Origin of the sequence: Streptomyces sp. NPDC053431, from assembly GCF_044544925.1 — a bacterium.
GTDB lineage: Bacteria > Actinomycetota > Actinomycetes > Streptomycetales > Streptomycetaceae > Streptomyces.
In genome coordinates, this window is record NZ_JBITXX010000013.1 from 41,449 (window position 1) to 55,582 (window position 14,134).

Sequence of the window (14,134 nt, forward strand, 5' to 3'; positions counted from 1 at the left end):
GTACCCGGGAGTGCGTACCGCACCGGAAGGAGCGTGCCGATGGGCACCCGTACCGCCGCCCAGCGCCGGGAGGAGGCCCGGCGGGCCTATGACGCGTACCTCGCCGAGTGCCCCGCCCGGCAGCTGCTCGACCGGCTCTCCGACAAGTGGGTCACGCTCCTCCTGAACGCCCTCGCGGACGGCCCGCGCCGCTATGCCGAGCTGGGGCGCACGGTCGCCGGGATCAGCCAGAAGATGCTCACGCAGACCTTGCGGGGCCTGGAGCGGGACGGGCTGGTGGCCCGCACGGTCACTCCCTCCGTGCCGGTGCGGGTGGACTACGCCCTGACCCCGCTGGGCGCGAGCCTGCTGCCGGTGGTGCGGGCCGTGAAGGAGTGGGCGGACGGGCACATCGAGGAGGTGGCCTCGGCGCGGGAGGCGTACGACCGGGGCGCCGACGCGTTTTGACCCGCTCGGGGGAGCCCGGGTACGCTTCTGCTTCGTATGCGTATTGGCTTCGTCGTTCTCACGCGAAAGAGCCCTTACGCAAGTTCCCTGGAGCAGTTACCAGTGGCTCGCATACGGGCGGAGTTCCCGGCAGTGCAGGCCCCAGCTGCATGATCGCTTCAGGTGTGTCTGGACTCCATCCACTGAAGAAGCGAAGGCTACGAAGTGCGTACGTACAGCCCCAAGCCCGGCGATGTCACTCGCCAGTGGCACATCATCGACGCGCAGGACATCGTCCTGGGCCGTCTGGCGACCACGGCCGCGACCCTCCTGCGAGGCAAGCACAAGCCCGTGTACGCCCCCCACATGGACATGGGCGACTTCGTCATCATCATCAACGCCGACAAGGTCCACCTGTCCGGCAACAAGAAGACCCAGAAGATGGCGTACCGCCACTCCGGCTACCCGGGTGGTCTGCGCTCGGTCCGCTACGACGAGCTGCTGGACAAGAACCCCGAGAAGGCCGTCGAGAAGGCCGTCAAGGGCATGCTCCCGAAGAACACCCTGGGCCGTCAGATGCTCTCGAAGCTGAAGGTCTACGCGGGCGAGAACCACCCGCACGCTGCCCAGCAGCCGGTCCCGTTCGAGATCACCCAGGTCGCGCAGTAGTTCCGGCCACACCCCCTAAGAACGAAAGAAATCTGAGGAGCATCGTGGCCGAGACCACCCCCGAGACCCCCGTCGACGAGTACGAGGGCGTCGAGGAGTACACCACCGAGACCGAGGTTGTCGAGGGCGACTACACGTCCGAGTCCCTCGCCTCCCGCTTCGGCGACCCGCAGCCGGCCGCCGGCCTGGGCCGTCGCAAGAACGCCATCGCCCGCGTCCGGATCGTTCCGGGCACCGGCAAGTGGAAGATCAACGGTCGCACCCTCGAGGACTACTTCCCGAACAAGGTGCACCAGCAGGAAGTCAACGAGCCCTTCAAGGTGCTCGAGCTCGACAACCGCTACGACGTCATCGCCCGCATCGCCGGTGGCGGCGTGTCCGGCCAGGCCGGCGCCCTGCGCCTCGGCGTGGCCCGCGCCCTCAACGAGGCCGACGTCGAGAACAACCGCGGCCCGCTGAAGAAGGCCGGCTTCCTCTCCCGCGACGACCGTGCGGTCGAGCGCAAGAAGGCCGGTCTCAAGAAGGCCCGCAAGGCCCCGCAGTACAGCAAGCGTTAATCGCCTGCTCGGCTGCTTCTGTCCGTACGCCCCGGCGGCACTGCCCGTGCTGCCGGGGCGTACGGCATTTTCACACCTTGCTTTCATAATCTTGGGCAGGACCCGGTCATCATGCTGGGCACACACGTGAGCACCTGCTGCGCGGCTCGGACGGAGAACGGGCATCAGCCGTGCAGGGGATCGCATTCTCGGAGCACTTTCGGAGGACAGCTGTGGGACGACTCTTCGGCACGGACGGAGTGCGCGGCGTGGCCAACGCCGACCTGACGGCGGAGCTGGCGCTCGGCCTGTCGGTCGCGGCCGCGCACGTGCTCGCCGAGGCGGGCACCTTCGAGGGCCATCGGCCGACCGCCGTGGTGGGGCGCGACCCGCGCGCCTCCGGAGAGTTCCTGGAGGCCGCCGTCGTCGCGGGCCTCGCCAGCGCGGGCGTCGACGTGCTCCGCGTCGGCGTGCTGCCGACCCCGGCCGTCGCCTACCTGACCGGCGCGCTCGGCGCCGACCTGGGCGTCATGCTGTCCGCCTCCCACAACGCCATGCCCGACAACGGCATCAAGTTCTTCGCCCGCGGCGGGCACAAGCTCGCCGACGAGCTGGAGGACCGCATCGAGGCCGTCTACGAGGAGCACCGCACCGGCGCCCCCTGGGACCGTCCGACCGGCGCGGGCGTCGGCCGGGTCCGCGACTACGACGAGGGCTTCGACAAGTACGTCGCCCACCTGATCGCCGTGCTCCCCAACCGGCTCGACGGGCTGAAGATCGTCCTCGACGAGGCGCACGGCGCCGCCGCCCGCGTCTCGCCCGAGGCCTTCTCCCGGGCCGGCGCGACCGTCGTCACCATCGGCGCCGAGCCGGACGGCCTCAACATCAACGACGGCTGCGGCTCCACCCACCTCGACCTGCTCAAGGCCGCCGTGGTCGAGCACCAGGCCGACTTCGGCATCGCCCACGACGGCGACGCCGACCGCTGCCTGGCCGTGGACCACACGGGTGCCGAGGTCGACGGCGACCAGATCCTCGCCGTCCTCGCCCTCGCCATGCGCGAGGCCGGCACGCTGCGCGGCGACACCGTCGTCGCCACCGTCATGTCGAACCTCGGGTTCAAGCTGGCGATGGAGCGGGAGGGTCTCTCGCTGGTGCAGACCGCGGTCGGCGACCGTTACGTCCTGGAGGCGATGAAGGAGCACGGCTACGCCCTCGGCGGCGAGCAGTCCGGCCACGTCATCGTGCTCGACCACGCCACCACCGGTGACGGCACCCTGACCGGTCTGATGCTCGCGGCCCGGGTCGCCGCCACCGGCCGGTCGCTCGCCGAGCTGGCCGCGGTCATGGAGCGGCTGCCGCAGGTCCTGGTCAACGTGCCGGACGTGGACAAGTCGCGCGTGGCGACCTCCGCCGAGCTGGCCCACGCGGTCACCGAGGCCGAGCGCGAGCTGGGCACCACGGGCCGCGTCCTGCTGCGCTCCTCCGGCACCGAGCCGCTGGTCCGGGTCATGGTCGAGGCGGCGGACATCGAGCAGGCCCGGTCGGTGGCCGGCCGCCTCGCGGACGTCGTGAAGTCGGCCCTCGGCTAGACCGGACGACACGCCGTCGGCCCCCGCTCCGGTACGTCCGGGACGGGGGCCGACGGCGTTCCGGCAGGCGCCCGCCGGAGCTTCCCCCGCCGGCGCCCGTCCGGTGGATCATGACCGGGTCCGCGCCGCCGGACCGGCCCTGGGGCCCGTCCGGGGCTACCTGCCTTTGCGGGTCCAGCGGCCGCGCTGGGTGCGCCACAGCAGCACCTGCCCGAACAGCGTGACGGTGCCGGCGAGGATGATGCCGGTCAGGTTGAGCAGCAACTGCTCGACGGAGCCCCACATCTGGGAGTACTGGGCGTAGCTCAGCGCCACGGCGGCGTTCGCGCCGGCCGGGACCGTCGTCACGGAGATCGCCACCCCGATCAGCGCCCCCGACTTCGTCGAGGTGAGCGAGAGGGTACCGGCCGCCCCCGCGAGCAGGGCGACGACGAAGGAGAACGGGTCGGGTTTCCAGATGAAGCTGGTGTTGGCGCGCGGCCCGTCGAGCTGCTCCACGCTGAACAGGCCGAGCGCGTCCATGCCCAGGCTGAACACCGTCGTCGCGACGATCGCCGCGGCGAAGCCGACGAGCAGCGCGTACGAGGAGCGCAGCACCAGTTTCGGGGCGCGCCGCACGATCCCCGTGCAGATGCCGGCGAGCGGGCCGAACTCCGGCCCCACCGCCATGGCGCCCACGATCAGGATCGCGTTGTCGAGCACGACACCACAGGCCGCGATCATGGTCGCCAGGATCATGAAGGCGCTGTAGGTGATGGTGAGCGTCGACTCCTCGTGGGTGGCGTCGGTCAGCTGCTCCCAGATCACCGCGTCGGCGGCCTCGCCCGGGGCCTCCTCCTCGGCGGCGGTGGCCCGCGCCGACAGCGACAGCTCGATGTTGTCGACGGCGATCGAACCGTCCTGATCGATCCTCAGCTCGCGCAGCCCGTGGAGGAGTTCCTGCCCCGCCTCGCGCGCCACGTCGCACAGCACGAGGTCCCCGGCCGGCTCGCGGGCGGCGCCGGGCAGCACCACCAGGTGGGTGGTGCCGACGGTCCGCTCGACGAGGGCGACGGCCGCCTCGGTCCGGTCGGGCGGAACGATCAGTCGCAGGTGCAGCACGGTCAGAGCTTACGGAGGCTGAGTCGCTGCACCTTGTGATCCGCTCCCTTGCGCACGACGAGTGTCGCCCGCCCCCGGGTGGGCGCCACGTTCTCCAGCAGGTTCACCTTGTTGACGGTCCGCCACATCGTGCGGGCGTAGTCGAGGGCCTCCTCCTCGGAGACCTGGGTCCAGCGGCGGAAGTACGAGGAGGGGTCCTGGAACGCGGTCTGGCGCAGCTTGCGGAACCGGTTGAGGTACCACTGCTCGATGTCCTCCGCGCGGGCGTCCACGTACACGGAGAAGTCGAAGTAGTCGGCCAGACCCACCCGGGTGCGCCCGTCCTTGCCCGGCAGGGCGGGCTGCAGGACGTTGAGCCCCTCGACGATCAGGATGTCCGGGCGGCGCACGACGAGGCGCTCGTCGGGCACCCGGTCGTAGATGAGGTGCGAGTAGACGGGTGCGGTGACCTCGTCCTTGCCCGCCTTGACGTCCGCGACGAACCGGGTCAGCGCCCGCCGGTCGTACGATTCGGGAAAGCCCTTGCGGGACATCAGCCCGCGGGCCTTCAGCTCCTCCATCGGGTACAGGAACCCGTCGGTGGTGATCCGCTCCACCCGCGGGTGCTCGGGCCAGCGCGCGAGCAGCGCCTCGAGGAGCCGGGCGACGGTCGACTTGCCGACGGCGACGGAGCCGGCGACCCCTATGACGAACGGGGTGCCGCGCTGTTCGGCCTTCTCGCCCAGGAAGGTGTTCAGCGCGCCGCGCAGCCCGCTGGTGGCCTGCACGTACAGGTTCAGCAGGCGCGACAGCGGCAGGTAGATGTCGCGGACCTCGTCGAGGTCGATGACGTCCCCGAGGCCGCGCAGCCGCTCGACCTCGTCGGCGGTCAGCGGCAGCGGGGTCTTGTCCCGCAGCGCGCTCCACTCGGCCCGCGTGAGGTCGACGTACGGCGTCGGCTCGGCGACCCGCCGGGAACCGGCGCCGTTTCCGTTGGGGCTTCGTGGCGGCGAAGTGATCACCCCGCCATTGTCGTGGGTGTGGGGCGCCCGTGGGGGGTGGGGTGGGTCACGTGGCGGGGTCGGGGGGTGGAGAGGGGCGCGGCCTCGGCGGTCCGGGGAGGGGGTCCGCGGGCGGCAGCCGTGGGGGTGGCGCCGGGACGCACGGATAGAGTTCGCACGGATTTACGGACCCGAGTCGAGAGTTGGAAGATGCGCGCCACCCTGTTCCGTCGTACCGCCGTCGCCGCGACCGCCGCCTCCCTGGCCCTCCTCCTCACCGCGTGCGGCGGCGAGGAGAAGAAGACCGACGACTCGGGCAAGGCCGACGCCTCCGCCTCCGCGGCGGCCAAGCCCGACGTGAAGGCGCTGTCCGCCGCCGAGCTGGAGAAGCTGGTCGTGGCGCAGGCGGACGTCCAGGGCTACCAGGTGAAGAAGGCCGAGGCCGGGGACCTGCTGAACCCCGGGGACGTCAGCGCCGACAAGCCGGCGTGCGAGCCGCTCGCCGAGGCCCTGTCCGGGGTCGCCCCCGGCAGCCCGGGCGCCAGCGCCAGGCGCAAGGCCGTCAAGGTCCCCTCGAAGGACTCCGCCGCCACCCCCGAGAACGCCCTCGGCGTGCTCGCCACGCCCGCCACCACCGTCACCCTCGGCTCGTACGCCGGTGCGGGCGCCCAGCAGACCTTCGCCGCCCTGAAGACGGCCGGGACCGACTGCGCGGGCGGCTTCACCCTGCTCGCGAGCGGGGAGAGGACCACGGTCGCCAAGGTGGCCCCGGAGAGCGTGACCGCCGGCGACGAGGCCCTGGCCTGGACGCTCACCACGAAGATGGAGGGCAAGCCCTTCATCGCCAACCTGGTCGTCTTCCGCAAGGGCAACAACCTCGCCGGCTTCATGACCCTGAGCCTCAGCGGCAAGGTCAAGGAGATGCCCAAGGCCCTGGTCGACGCGCAGGCGGCCAAGCTGCGCTGAGTCCGGCCGGTCGGGGCCGTTCGGCCGTAGGCTGCCGCCATGTGCGGAATCGTTGGCTACGTCGGCGGTCAGTCGGCGCTCGAAGTGGTGATCGCGGGCCTCAAGCGGCTCGAATACCGCGGCTACGACTCGGCGGGAGTCGCCGTGCTCTCCGACGGAGGGCTCGCCGCGGCCAAGAAGGCCGGGAAGCTCGTCAACCTGGAGAAGGAGCTGGTGGACCGCCCGCTGGCGAGCGGGTCCACCGGCATCGGACACACCCGGTGGGCCACCCACGGCGGCCCCACCGACGCGAACGCGCACCCGCACCTCGACAACGCGGGCCGCGTCGCCGTCGTCCACAACGGCATCATCGAGAACTTCGCGACCCTCAGGGCGGAGCTCGCCGACCGGGGCCACGACCTGCTGTCCGAGACGGACACCGAGGTCGTGGCCCATCTGCTCGCCGAGCAGTTCTCCTCCGTCGGCGACCTCGCCGAGGCCATGCGCCTGGTGTGCAAGCAGCTGGAGGGTGCCTTCACGTTGGTCGCCGTGCACGCCGACCAGCCGGACGTCGTCGTCGGCGCCCGGCGCAACTCCCCGCTGGTCGTGGGCGTCGGCGAGGGCGAGAACTTCCTCGCCTCCGACGTCTCCGCCTTCATCGCGCACACCCGCTCGGCCATCGAGCTCGGCCAGGACCAGGTCGTCGAGCTCACCCGTGACGGTGTCGTCGTCACCGACTTCGACGGCGCGCCCGCCGACGTACGGTCGTACCACATCGACTGGGACGCCTCGGCCGCCGAGAAGGGCGGTTACGCCTCCTTCATGCTCAAGGAGATCGCCGAGCAGCCCAAGGCGGTCGCCGACACCCTCCTCGGCCGGATCGGCGCCGACGGGCGCCTCCGCCTCGACGAGGTGCGCATCCCCGACGCCGTGCTCCGCGAGGCCGACAAGATCGTCGTCGTCGCGTGCGGCACCGCCTTCCACGCCGGGCTCATCGCCAAGTACGCGATCGAGCACTGGACCCGCATCCCCTGCGAGGTCGAGCTGGCGAGCGAGTTCCGCTACCGGGACCCGATCCTCGGCCAGCGCACCCTCGTCATCGCCATCTCCCAGTCCGGCGAGACCATGGACACCCTGATGGCGCTGCGGCACGCCCGCGAGCAGGGCGCGAAGGTCCTCGCCGTGTGCAACACCAACGGGTCGACCATCCCGCGCGAGTCCGACGCCGTGCTCTACACGCACGCCGGCCCCGAGGTCGCCGTCGCCTCGACGAAGGCCTTCCTCACCCAGCTCGTCGCCTGCTACCTGCTCGCGCTCTACCTCGGCCAGGTGCGCGGCACCCAGTGGGGCGACGAGATCCACGCCGTCGTCCGCGAGCTCGCCCGGATCGGGGACGAGGTCGAGCGGGTCCTGGAGACCATGGAGCCGGTACGCGAGCTCGCCCGGTCCCTCGCCGACAAGGACACCGTCCTGTTCCTCGGCCGGCACGTGGGCTACCCGGTCGCCCTGGAGGGCGCGCTCAAGCTCAAGGAGCTCGCCTACATGCACGCCGAGGGCTTCGCGGCGGGCGAGCTGAAGCACGGGCCGATCGCGCTCGTCGAGGAGGACCTCCCGGTCGTCGTGGTCGTCCCCTCGCCGCGCGGGCGGTCCGTCCTCCACGACAAGATCGTCTCCAACATCCAGGAGATCCGGGCCCGCGGCGCCCGCACGATCGTCATCGCCGAGGAGGGCGACGAGACGGTCGTCCCGTACGCCGACCACCTCATCCGCGTCCCGGCCACGCCTACGCTGCTCCAGCCGCTGGTCTCCACGGTGCCGCTGCAGGTGTTCGCCTGCGAACTGGCGACGGCCCGGGGCAACGAGGTCGACCAGCCGCGCAACCTGGCCAAGTCCGTGACGGTGGAGTGAGTGAGGCAGTGAGCAGATGATCATCGGGGTGGGGATCGACGTGGCGGAGATCGACCGCTTCGCCGCTTCGCTGGAGCGTACGCCGGGACTGCTGCAGCGCCTGTTCGTCGAACGGGAGCTGCTGCTCCCGAGCGGCGAACGGCGCGGCCCGGCCTCCCTTGCGGTCCGCTTCGCCGCCAAGGAGGCCCTGGCGAAGGCCCTCGGGGCACCGGGCAATCTGCACTGGACGGACGCCGAGGTGTACGTCGAGACCACCGGCCAGCCGCGCCTGCGGGTCCGCGGCACGGTCGCGGCGCGGGCCGCGGAGCTGGGCGTACGGCACTGGCACGTGTCGCTCAGCCATGACGCGGGAGTGGCGTCGGCGGTGGTGATCGCGGAGGGCTGAGCCGCGCGGCTCCTCCGTGTCCGCGGTGGAGGTGGCGCGGCGCGGGCCGAGCCGCCAGGGTGGGTGCCATGCGTACCGCTTATCGCGTGGAGACCGTACGGGCCGCCGAGGCCGAGCTGATGGCGCGGCTGCCCGAAGGGGCGTTGATGCAGAGGGCCGCCGCCGGGCTCGCCGCCGCGTGCTTCTCGCTGCTCGGGCGGGGCCGGGTGTACGGGGCGCGGGTCGTGCTGCTCGTCGGCAGCGGCGACAACGGGGGCGACGCGCTGTACGCCGGTGCCCGGCTCGCCCGGCGCGGCGCCGGGGTCACCGCCGTCCTGCTCGGCGCCCGCGCCCACGAGGGCGGGCTCGGGGCGCTCCGCGCGGCCGGCGGGCGGGTCGTCGGCGCGCACGACGACCCGTACGACGCGCTCGCCGCCGCCGATCTGGTCCTCGACGGGATCACCGGCATCGGCGGGCGCTGCGGGCTGCGCCCCGAGGCCGTGCCCGTGGCGCGGGCGGCGCGTGGTTCCGACGCCGTCGTGGTGGCCGTCGACCTGCCGAGCGGCGTGGACGCGGACACCGGGGAGGTCAGGGGTGAGGCGCTGCGGGCCGACGCGACGGTCACCTTCGGCACGTACAAGCCGGGGCTGCTCGTCGATCCGGCGCGCGAGTACGTGGGCGCGCTGCGGCTCGTCGACATCGGACTCGACGCGACCCTGCCCTCGGTGCCCGATCTGGAGGCGCTCCAGCACGAGGACGTGGCCCGGCTGCTGCCGGTGCCCGGCGCCGAGAGCGACAAGTACCGGCGCGGAGTCGTCGGCATCGTGGCCGGCTCCGCCCGCTACCCCGGCGCGGCCGTCCTCGCCGTCGAGGGCGCGCTGCGGGGCGGCGCGGGCGCGGTGCGGTACGTCGGTCCGGCCGGCGACGCCGTGATCGCGGCGCATCCCGAGACGCTGGTGCACGCCGGGCCCCCGGACAAGGCGGGGCGCGTCCAGGCGTGGGTCGTCGGGCCGGGGCTCGGTGACGGGCCCGGCGTGCCGGAGGTGCTGACCTCGGACGTGCCCGTCCTGGTGGACGCGGACGGGCTGCGCGACCTGCCGCCGGAGGCGGTCAAGGCGCGGACCGCGCCCACGCTGCTCACCCCGCACGCGGGGGAGGCGGCGGCGCTGCTCGGCGCGTCCCGCGAGGAGGTCGAGTCGGCCCGGCTGACGGCGGTCCGCGAACTCGCCGGGCGGTACGGGGCGACCGTCCTCCTCAAGGGTTCGACGACGCTGATCTGCGGGCCGGGCGGGGCGGGGCCGGTCCGGGTGAACCCCACGGGCACGTCCTGGCTCGCGACGGCCGGCAGCGGCGACGTCCTCTCCGGCCTGACCGGCTCCCTCCTGGCGGCGGGCCTGGGGGCCCTGGACGCCGCGTCCGTAGGCGCCTACCTCCACGGCCTCGCGGCCCGCCGGGCGTCGGGCGGAACGGCCCCGATCACCGCCACCGACGTAGCCACCGCCCTCCCCGCAACCTGGCACGACACCACCACCCCCTGACCCTCGGGAGGCGCCCCGCGAGGGGTGAGGTGAGGTGGGCTACACCGGGGTTACGTGGGGTGGGGGGCGATACCTGAGAGACTGGGCGCGATGACTCAGACAGCACAGACCCGCCGAGCCCGCGCCGAGATCGACCTCGGCGCGCTGCGTGCGAACGTCCGCACGCTGCGCGCCCGCGTCGCGCCCCACGTCCAGGTGATGGCCGTCGTCAAGGCCGACGCGTACGGACACGGGGCCGTCCCCTGCGCCCGCGCCGCACTGGCCGCGGGCGCGACGTGGCTGGGCACGGCGACCCCCCAGGAGGCCCTGGCCCTCCGCGCGGCCGGGCTGACCGAGCCGCGGATCCTGTGCTGGCTGTGGACCCCCGGCGACCCGTGGGACGAGGGCATCGAGGCCGGGCTCGACATGACCGTGAGCGGGATGTGGGCCCTGCGCGAGGTCGTCGAGGCCGCGGGCCGGACCGGCCGGCGCGCGCGGATCCAGCTCAAGGCGGACACCGGCCTCGGCCGCAACGGCTGCCAGCCCGCCGACTGGCCCGAACTCGTCGGCGAGGCCCTCAAGGCCGAGGCGCAGGGCCTCGTGAAGATCACCGGACTGTGGTCGCACTTCGCCTGCGCCGACGAACCCGGCCACCCGTCGATCCCCGCGCAGCTGGACGTCTTCCGGACGATGCTCGACCACGCCGAGAAGGCCGGCGTCGAGCCCGAGGTGCGGCACATCGCCAACTCGCCCGCCACGCTCACGCTGCCCGAGGCCCACTTCGACCTCGTCCGGCCCGGCATCGCCATGTACGGCGTGTCACCCGATCCGGTGGCGGTCGGACCCTCCGCCGCGTTCGGGCTGCGGCCCGTGATGTCGCTCAAGGCGACCGTGGCCCTGGTCAAGCACGTACCCGGCGGCCACGGCGTCTCGTACGGGCACCACTACACGACCCCCGGCGAGACCACGCTCGGACTGATCCCGGTGGGGTACGCGGACGGGATCCCGCGGCACGCGTCCGGGCGCGGGCCGGTCCTGGTCGGGGGCCGGATCCGGACCGTCGCGGGCCGGGTCGCCATGGACCAGTTCGTCGTCGACCTCGACGGCGACACACCCGAGCCGGGCGCCGAGGCCGTGCTGTTCGGGCCGGGCGACGGGGGCGAACCGACCGCCCAGGACTGGGCCGAGGCCGCCGACACCATCGCGTACGAGATCGTCACGCGCATCGGCGCACGCGTCCCGCGCGTCTACGTGGGCGAGTAGGCGGACAGGCGGACAGGCGAGCAGGCGGACTGGCGGACAGGCGAGTACGCGAGCAGAACTCAGGGAGGGAGGGCCGGCGTGGGCGACGAGACCTGGCGGCGCGCCGGCTGGGCCGGTGCCGCGATAGGCGTGCTGGCCGCCGGAGCGGCGGCCGGCGTCGCCGTCGAGCGGCTGACGGTGGGGCGTTCGGTACGGGAGAAGGCGCGGCTCGCGCTCGACGCCGAGGGCCCGTACGGCGCCCTGCGCGGCACGCCGGGGCGGGCCTTCGCCGAGGACGGCACCGCGCTCTACTACGAGGTCGACGAGATCGACCCCGAGGTGGCCGGGCCCCGCAGGCGACGCCTCTTCGGGCGCAGGGAGCCCGCCCCGGTCACCGTCGTCCTCAGCCACGGCTACTGCCTCAACCAGGACGCCTGGCACTTCCAGCGGGCCGCCCTGCGCGGGCTGGTCCGCACCGTGCACTGGGACCAGCGCAGCCACGGGCGCTCCGCGCGCGGGGTCGCCCAGTCCGGCCCGGACGCGGTGCCCGTCTCGATCGACGTACTGGGGCGCGACCTCAAGGCCGTCATCGACGCGGCCGCGCCCGAGGGGCCGCTGGTCCTCATCGGGCACTCCATGGGCGGCATGACGATCATGGCCCTCGCCGAGCTGTTCCCGGACCTCGTACGGCAGCGGGTGGTCGGCGTCGGCTTCGTGGGCACCTCGGCCGGCCGGCTCGGCGAGGTCAACTACGGGCTGCCGACCGCCGGCGTCAACGTGGTGCGCCGGGTGCTGCCCGGCGTGCTCCGGGCGCTCGGCTCGCAGGCGGAGCTGGTGGAGCGGGGCCGGCGGGCCACCGCCGACCTGTTCGCCGGGCTGATCAAGAAGTACTCGTTCTCCTCGAAGGACGTCGACCCGGCCGTCGCCCGGTTCGCCGAGCGGATGATCGAGTCCACCCCGATCGACGTCGTCGCCGAGTTCTATCCGGCGTTCGCCGAGCACGACAAGGCGGCCGCCCTGGCCGCCTTCCGCGAGCTCCCGGTGCTCGCCCTCGCCGGCGACCACGACCTGGTCACGCCCAGCTCGCACACCGAGGCCATCGCCGATCTGCTGCCGGACGCGGAGCTGGTCATCGTGCCCGACGCCGGGCACCTGGTGATGCTCGAACACCCGGAGGCGGTCACCGACCGGATCGCCGACCTGCTCGGGAGGGTGGGAGCGGTCCCCGTCCGCCGATAGGTAAGTTGGCGGACATGGACACTCCGCACACCCAGGCCACCCTCGAAGTGGACTCCCCCGAACGGATGCAGGAGCTCGGCCGGCGGCTGGCCGAGCTGCTGCGCCCCGGCGACCTCGTGATGCTCACCGGCGAACTCGGCGCCGGCAAGACCACGCTGACCCGCGGCCTCGGCGAGGGCCTGGGGGTGCGCGGCGCCGTCACCTCGCCGACCTTCGTCATCGCCCGCGTCCACCCGTCCCTGGTCGGCGGCCCGGCGCTGGTGCACGTCGACGCGTACCGGCTCGGCGGCGGCCTCGACGAGATGGAGGACCTGGACCTCGACGTGTCGCTGCCGGACTCGGTGGTCGTCGTCGAGTGGGGCGACGGCAAGGTCGAGGACCTGACCGACGACCGGCTGCACGTGCTGATCCACCGGGTGGTGGGGAACGCGGAGGACGCCGACGACGACCGGCGCACCGTCGTGCTCAACGGCATCGGCGCCCGCTGGGCGGCCGAGGACCTCGCGCTGGCCTGACCGTACGCCGAACGTACGTAGGTTCCGACAACCTGTCGGGAAAATGTTGCGCGGGTGCTCCGAGGCGTGGTGACATGGATGCACGAGCTGGTTAGGTGTACCTAACCTACGGGAGGCATGGATGGCGACGCCGGAGCGCGAGGACCGCACCGCGGACAGTGTCCCGATGAGAGACCTGCTGGCGTCGTGCGCCGCGGCGAGCGCGGTGTCGACCCCGCCGCGCCGCCCCGAGCCCTCGGAACACGAGGAGCCCGAGCCCGTACGCGACGAGGCCGCCTGAGCCACCCCCGGCCGAGGCACGGCCGGAAGGTGTCCCGGCGGCCTGCGCGCTCGGGGTCCCCAGGGTCTGTTCGTGGACTGTCCGTCCGTGGTCCGTCCGACGTGTCGGAGCCGGGCCCGCTCGGGGCCCCGGGGCCTGCCCGCGGCCTGTCCGGCGGCTCAGAGCCGGGCCCGCTCGGGGTCCCCATGGTCTGTCCGCGGTCGGTCCGTGGTCCGCCCGACGGATCAGAGCCGGACGGAGCCTAGGCGACGACGACGACCTTCGCGCCGATCGCCGCGAAGGTCCACAACGCGTCGCCGTCCGCCCGCTTCATCCGGATGCCGCCCGTCTTACGGGACGGGTCCGGCGTCGGCGTCGAGCCGTCCACGGCCGCGCTGAAGCCGATCGACACGTCCTGGACCGTCGCGAACCGCACGACGTGCTCGATCTGCACCCCGTCCGAGCCGCGCACCGCACCGGACCGGGAGGTCACCGCGTACGCGCCGGGCGCCGGGGACACCGTGCTCGGCATCACCGAGAAGGTGTGCGTGACCTGGTTCTTCGCGTTCACCAGCCACACCCGGCGCTCGCTGAGCGCGTACACCACCCGCTCGCCGGTGCCGGAGCCCGCGGGCAGCGCCAGCGGGTCCTTCGGCGGCTTCGGCCGGTCGCTCGCCGCGGCCGAGGGCGCCGTGCTCGGTGTCGTAGGCCGCGCCGCCAGCTCCGCCGGCGACGGCGCCGAGGCCGAGGCCTGATAGGCGAGGAAACCGACCGCGGCGAGGGCCGCCGCGGTGAGCCCGGCCACGAATCCCGAGCTGCTCCGTCCCACCGTGCGCCCACC

General features: G+C 73.1%; 14 protein-coding genes. 11 read left to right on the forward strand and 3 right to left on the reverse strand.

Translation table 11 applies throughout. The features are described 5' to 3' along the window. Nucleotides 1–39: 39 nt before the first annotated feature. The 4 genes from ACIGXE_RS26755 (at nt 40) to glmM (ending at nt 3,223) form a co-directional block, all read left to right on the forward strand. Complete coding sequence (locus ACIGXE_RS26755; RefSeq protein ID WP_399751415.1) at nt 40–447, forward strand: winged helix-turn-helix transcriptional regulator; 408 nt, start codon at nt 40–42, stop codon at nt 445–447. 204 nt (nt 448–651) lie between these two features. Beyond that, a complete protein-coding gene (gene rplM, locus ACIGXE_RS26760) occupies nt 652–1,095 on the forward strand; it encodes a 50S ribosomal protein L13 (RefSeq protein ID WP_399751416.1) in 444 nt (147 codons plus the stop codon). Between the two features lie 44 nt (nt 1,096–1,139). Beyond that, entirely contained in the window at nt 1,140–1,652 is a 513-nt protein-coding gene (rpsI, locus tag ACIGXE_RS26765; protein ID WP_399751417.1) for a 30S ribosomal protein S9, read from the forward strand. Between the two features lie 212 nt (nt 1,653–1,864). Then, nucleotides 1,865–3,223 carry a phosphoglucosamine mutase gene (gene glmM / locus ACIGXE_RS26770; RefSeq protein WP_399751418.1) on the forward strand — a complete coding sequence of 453 codons (1,359 nt, stop codon included), beginning with the start codon at nt 1,865–1,867 and terminating at the stop codon, nt 3,221–3,223. A gap of 156 nt (nt 3,224–3,379) precedes the next feature. Here the strand turns inward: glmM and ACIGXE_RS26775 are convergent, their stop codons facing one another. Both ACIGXE_RS26775 and coaA read right to left on the reverse strand, forming a co-directional pair. Next, on the reverse strand, nt 3,380–4,324 hold the full coding sequence (locus ACIGXE_RS26775; RefSeq protein WP_399751419.1) for a DUF389 domain-containing protein: 945 nt from the start codon (nt 4,322–4,324) through the stop codon (nt 3,380–3,382). A 2-nt stretch (nt 4,325–4,326) separates the two neighbouring features. Next, nucleotides 4,327–5,325 carry a type I pantothenate kinase gene (gene coaA, locus ACIGXE_RS26780; RefSeq protein ID WP_399751420.1) on the reverse strand — a complete coding sequence of 333 codons (999 nt, stop codon included), beginning with the start codon at nt 5,323–5,325 and terminating at the stop codon, nt 4,327–4,329. 189 nt (nt 5,326–5,514) lie between these two features. Here coaA and ACIGXE_RS26785 point away from each other — a divergent pair, with 189 nt between their 5' ends. From ACIGXE_RS26785 to tsaE, 7 genes are all read left to right on the forward strand, one after another. Then, nucleotides 5,515–6,270 carry a hypothetical protein gene (locus ACIGXE_RS26785; RefSeq protein ID WP_399751421.1) on the forward strand — a complete coding sequence of 252 codons (756 nt, stop codon included), beginning with the start codon at nt 5,515–5,517 and terminating at the stop codon, nt 6,268–6,270. Between the two features lie 39 nt (nt 6,271–6,309). Further along, entirely contained in the window at nt 6,310–8,157 is a 1,848-nt protein-coding gene (gene glmS / locus ACIGXE_RS26790) for a glutamine--fructose-6-phosphate transaminase (isomerizing) (protein ID WP_399751422.1), read from the forward strand. Nucleotides 8,158–8,173: 16 nt separating this feature from the next. Next, nucleotides 8,174–8,542 carry a holo-ACP synthase gene (locus tag ACIGXE_RS26795; RefSeq protein WP_399751423.1) on the forward strand — a complete coding sequence of 123 codons (369 nt, stop codon included), beginning with the start codon at nt 8,174–8,176 and terminating at the stop codon, nt 8,540–8,542. A 68-nt stretch (nt 8,543–8,610) separates the two neighbouring features. Further along, a complete protein-coding gene (locus ACIGXE_RS26800) occupies nt 8,611–10,059 on the forward strand; it encodes an NAD(P)H-hydrate dehydratase (RefSeq protein ID WP_399751424.1) in 1,449 nt (482 codons plus the stop codon). Between the two features lie 90 nt (nt 10,060–10,149). Further along, nucleotides 10,150–11,301: an alanine racemase gene (alr, locus tag ACIGXE_RS26805; RefSeq protein WP_399751425.1), complete on the forward strand. Its 1,152-nt coding sequence runs from the start codon at nt 10,150–10,152 to the stop codon at nt 11,299–11,301. Between the two features lie 78 nt (nt 11,302–11,379). Continuing rightward, nucleotides 11,380–12,519 carry an alpha/beta fold hydrolase gene (locus tag ACIGXE_RS26810; protein WP_399751426.1) on the forward strand — a complete coding sequence of 380 codons (1,140 nt, stop codon included), beginning with the start codon at nt 11,380–11,382 and terminating at the stop codon, nt 12,517–12,519. Between the two features lie 14 nt (nt 12,520–12,533). After that, nucleotides 12,534–13,034 (forward strand): tRNA (adenosine(37)-N6)-threonylcarbamoyltransferase complex ATPase subunit type 1 TsaE, encoded by a 501-nt coding sequence (tsaE, locus tag ACIGXE_RS26815; protein ID WP_399751427.1) that lies wholly within the window; start codon nt 12,534–12,536, stop codon nt 13,032–13,034. 521 nt (nt 13,035–13,555) lie between these two features. Here tsaE and ACIGXE_RS26820 read toward each other — a convergent pair. Next, complete coding sequence (locus ACIGXE_RS26820; RefSeq protein ID WP_399751428.1) at nt 13,556–14,122, reverse strand: L,D-transpeptidase; 567 nt, start codon at nt 14,120–14,122, stop codon at nt 13,556–13,558. Between the last annotated feature and the right edge of the window lie 12 nt (nt 14,123–14,134).